The sequence below is a fragment of the Mesorhizobium sp. M4A.F.Ca.ET.090.04.2.1 genome, from assembly GCF_003999085.1.
GTDB lineage: Bacteria > Pseudomonadota > Alphaproteobacteria > Rhizobiales > Rhizobiaceae > Mesorhizobium.
Map to the genome: position 1 here is coordinate 1 of NZ_RZOT01000493.1, position 4744 is coordinate 4744.

Annotated in this window: 2 protein-coding genes; both read left to right on the plus strand. The window is 63.0% G+C overall.

Translation table 11 applies throughout. The annotated features are described in order from the left end of the window. Positions 1 to 3577 (plus strand): DNA-directed RNA polymerase subunit beta' (rpoC, locus tag EN781_RS26410; protein ID WP_127400483.1); only part of this gene is annotated, 3577 nt, incomplete at its 5' end. Positions 3578 to 3651: 74 nt separating this feature from the next. After that, positions 3652 to 4317, plus strand: a complete 666-nt coding sequence (locus tag EN781_RS26415) for an O-methyltransferase (RefSeq protein ID WP_126054428.1) — start codon at positions 3652 to 3654, stop codon at positions 4315 to 4317. The last annotated feature ends 427 nt before the right edge of the window (positions 4318 to 4744 follow it).

Genomic DNA, 4744 nt, shown 5'->3' on the forward strand with positions numbered 1-4744 from the left:
GGCTTCGACCACCTCCGAACTCAAGCAGAAGAAGTTCCTGAAGCGGCTCAAGGTCGTCGAGAACTTCATGGAGTCGGGCAACCGTCCGGAATGGATGATCATGAAAGTGGTTCCGGTGATCCCGCCGGACCTGCGCCCGCTCGTCCCGCTGGACGGCGGCCGTTTCGCGACGTCCGACCTCAACGATCTCTATCGCCGCGTCATCAACCGCAACAACCGCCTCAAGCGGCTGATCGAGCTGCGTGCGCCCGGCATCATCGTGCGCAATGAAAAGCGCATGCTGCAGGAAGCGGTCGATGCCCTGTTCGACAACGGCCGCCGCGGCCGCGTCATCACCGGCGCCAACAAGCGTCCGCTGAAGTCGCTGTCCGACATGCTGAAGGGCAAGCAGGGCCGGTTCCGCCAGAACCTGCTCGGCAAGCGCGTCGACTATTCCGGCCGCTCGGTCATCGTGACCGGCCCGGAGCTCAAGCTGCATCAGTGTGGCCTGCCGAAGAAGATGGCGCTCGAACTGTTCAAGCCCTTCATCTACGCCCGCCTTGACGCCAAGGGTTTCTCCTCGACCGTCAAGCAGGCCAAGAAGCTGGTGGAGAAGGAGCGTCCGGAAGTCTGGGATATCCTGGACGAGGTCATCCGCGAGCATCCGGTGCTGTTGAACCGCGCTCCGACGCTGCACCGCCTCGGCATCCAGGCGTTCGAGCCGACCCTGATCGAAGGCAAGGCGATCCAGCTGCATCCGCTGGTCTGCACGGCCTTCAACGCCGACTTCGACGGCGACCAGATGGCCGTTCACGTTCCGCTGTCGCTGGAAGCGCAGCTCGAAGCCCGCGTGCTGATGATGTCGACCAACAACATCCTGCACCCGGCATCCGGCGCGCCGATCATCGTGCCGTCGCAGGACATGGTTCTCGGTCTCTACTATCTCTCGATCGTCAACCAGAACGAGCCGGGCGAGGGCATGGTGTTCGCCGACATGGGCGAGCTCCAGCACGCGCTGGAGACCAAGGCGGTGACGCTGCACGCCAAGATTAAGGGCCGCTTCCGCTCGGTCGATGCCGAAGGCAATGTCGTGTCGAAGATCTATGACACCACGCCCGGCCGCATGATCATCGGCGAGCTGCTGCCGAAGAACGTCAACGTGCCCTACGAGACCGCCAACCAGGAGATGACCAAGAAGAACATCTCCAAGATGATCGACACCGTCTACCGCCATTGCGGTCAGAAGGAGACGGTCATTTTCTGCGATCGCATCATGGCGCTCGGCTTCGCGCATGCCTGCCGCGCCGGCATCTCGTTCGGCAAGGACGACATGCTGATCCCGGACACCAAGATCAAGCTGGTGTCCGAGACCGAGGCTTTGGCCAAGGAATACGAGCAGCAGTACAATGACGGCCTGATCACCCAGGGCGAGAAGTACAACAAGGTCGTCGATGCCTGGGCCAAGTGCTCGGAAAAGGTCGCCGACGAGATGATGGCCCGCATCAAGGCCGTCGAGTTCGAGGACAACGGCCGTCAGAAGCCGATGAACTCGATCTACATGATGTCGCATTCGGGTGCGCGCGGTTCGCCCACCCAGATGCGCCAGCTCGCCGGCATGCGCGGCCTGATGGCCAAGCCGTCGGGCGAAATCATCGAGACGCCGATCATCTCGAACTTCAAGGAAGGCCTCACCGTGCTCGAGTACTTCAACTCGACCCACGGCGCCCGCAAGGGTCTGGCCGACACCGCTCTGAAGACGGCGAACTCGGGTTACCTCACCCGTCGTCTCGTCGACGTGGCGCAGGACTGCATCGTCAACTCGCTCGACTGCGGCACCGACAAGGGCCTCACCATGCAGCCGATCGTCGATGCCGGCCAGATCGTCGCTTCGATCGGCCAGCGCGTGCTCGGCCGCACTGCGCTCGACGACATCAACCATCCGGTCTCCGGCGAAGTGCTGGTCAAGGCCGGCAAGCTGATGGACGAACGCGACGTTGAGCAGATCGAGAAGGCCGGCGTGCAGTCGGTGCGCATCCGCTCGGCGCTGACCTGCGAGGTCAGGACCGGCGTCTGCGCGGTCTGCTACGGACGCGACCTCGCCCGCGGCACCCCTGTCAACCAGGGCGAGGCCGTCGGTGTCATCGCGGCGCAGTCGATCGGCGAGCCGGGCACGCAGCTCACCATGCGTACCTTCCACATGGGCGGCACGGCACAGGTGGTGGACTCTTCGTTCCTCGAAGCCTCCTATGAAGGCAAGGTCGAGATCCGCAACCGCAACGTGGTGCGCAACTCCGACGGGCAGCAGATGGTCATGGGCCGCAACATGGCGGTGCTGATCCTCGACGAGGCCGGCAAGGAACGCGCCACGCACCGCGTTGCCTACGGCTCGCGCCTCTTCGTGGACGATGGCGACAAGGTGAAGCGCGGCCAGCGCATCGCCGAGTGGGATCCCTATACCCGCCCGATCCTCACCGAAATCGAGGGCAAGGTGGCGTTCGAGGATCTGGTCGACGGCATTTCCGTCCAGGAAACGGCCGACGAATCGACCGGCATCACCAAGCGCGAGGTCATCGACTGGCGTTCGACGCCGCGCGGCAACGACCTGAAGCCGGCGATCATCGTGCACGACGCCAAGGGCAAGGTCGGCAAGCTGTCGAAGGGCGGCGATGCCCGCTTCCTGCTCTCGGTCGAGGCAATCCTCTCGGTCGAGCCGGGCGCGCATGTCCGTCCCGGCGACGTGCTGGCGCGTATTCCGATGGAAAGCGCCAAGACCAAGGACATCACCGGCGGTCTGCCGCGTGTTGCCGAACTGTTCGAGGCACGTCGTCCGAAGGATCACGCCATCATCGCCGAGATCGATGGCACGGTCCGCTTCGGCCGCGACTATAAGAACAAGCGCCGTATCATCATCGAGCCGCATGACTCGACGCTCGAGCCGGTCGAATACCTGATCCCGAAGGGCAAGCCGTTCCATCTCCAGGACGGCGACGTCATCGAGAAGGGCGACTACATCCTCGACGGCAACCCGGCGCCGCACGACATCCTGGCGATCAAGGGCGTGGAGGCGCTTGCCTCCTACCTCGTCAACGAGATCCAGGAGGTCTACCGCCTGCAGGGCGTGTCGATCAACGACAAGCACATCGAGGTGATCGTTCGCCAGATGCTGCAGAAGGTCGAGATCACCACGCAGGGAGACTCGACCTACATTCCGGGCGACCACGTCGACGTGATCGAGCTGGAAGAGGTCAACGAGCGGCTGATCGAGGACGGCAAGAAGCCAGCCGAAGGTCAGCCGGTGCTGCTCGGCATTACCAAGGCATCGCTGCAGACGCCGTCCTTCATTTCGGCCGCTTCCTTCCAGGAGACGACCAGGGTGCTGACCGAAGCGGCGGTTGCCGGCAAGACCGACATGCTGCAGGGCCTGAAGGAAAACGTCATCGTCGGCCGGCTGATCCCGGCCGGCACCGGCGGCACGATGAGCCAGATCCGGCGCATCGCCACCTCGCGCGACGAGTTGATCATCGACGAGCGCCGCAAGGCCTCGGGCGTCGAGGTCGCCGAGCCGATGCTGACCGACATGGTCACCGCCGCGCAGTAAGCGCGGGATGAGAAGAGAAGATGGAAAGGGGCCCTATGTGGCCCCTTTTCGCATTTGGGCCATGAGGAACTATGATGAGCAAGAAGACCTGGACGGCCGTCGACGACTACATCGTTGCTTCCCTGTTCGAGGCGGATCCCGTGCTTGACGCGGTGCTCACGGCAAACCGCAATCAGGGTTTGCCGGCGATCGATGTCTCCGCCGCGCAGGGCAAGCTATTGTCGCTGCTGGTGCGCATCCGCGGCGCGAGGAAGATTCTCGAAATCGGCACGCTTGGCGGCTACTCGACAATCTGGATGGCGCGGGGACTGCCCGTTGATGGAAAGGTCGTGACGCTGGAGCTCGATCCGCACCATGCCAGGGTCGCACGCTCGAATTTCGAGCGGGCAGGGGTGTCAGACCGGATCGATCTGCGCATCGGTCCAGCGCTTCAATCGCTCGCCGCGCTGAGTGGCGAAAACGCGGGTCCGTTCGATCTGGTCTTCATCGACGCCGACAAGCCGAACAATCCGAATTATCTCGACTGGGCAATGAAGCTGTCACGGCCTGGAACGGTCATCGTCTGCGACAACGTCATTCGTGACGGCGCTGTGGTGCAGGAAGATAGCGGCGACGCCAATGTCGAAGGCGCACGCGCGGCGTTCTCGTTCATTGGGGGCGAGAGGCGACTGGACGGCACCGCCATCCAGACCGTCGGCGCCAAGGGCTATGACGGCTTTGCGATAGCGATCGTCGAGTGAAGGGGTTGGACAGATGGACGAGGCGGCTCTTTGGGACCTGATCAACGCGGGGCGAGAGCGCATGAATCTTGCGCAGAGAAGACTCTGGGACGTGTTCGGCATCGACCGGAGCTATGGACGCATCGCTCTCCGGCAGGGGACGACCGGCGCGTTTGGGTGGTCGCGTTGATCGGCCGAAGCGTGATTTCCTACAATGAATTCGAATACGGCTTCGACCGCTCGCATTTCGTCCGGTATGGCGAGATTGCCGAGCTTGGCTGGGGGCACGACGACCTTGAGGTTGCCGTTCAACACGTTCTGAACAAGGTGGAGCGCGGAGATCGAACCGCGCCCATCGTTTCTGAACCTCGGCCAGGAGCACATCCCGTTCGAAGACGATAGGATAACGGCGGGAAGGGTTTCCATTTATCACCAATGAAGAACACCC

Coding starts and splice junctions, on each gene's coding strand:
- EN781_RS26415 (WP_126054428.1), top strand. CDS start 3,652: ATGAGCAAGAAGACCTGGACGGCCGTCGACGACTACATCGTTGCTTCC.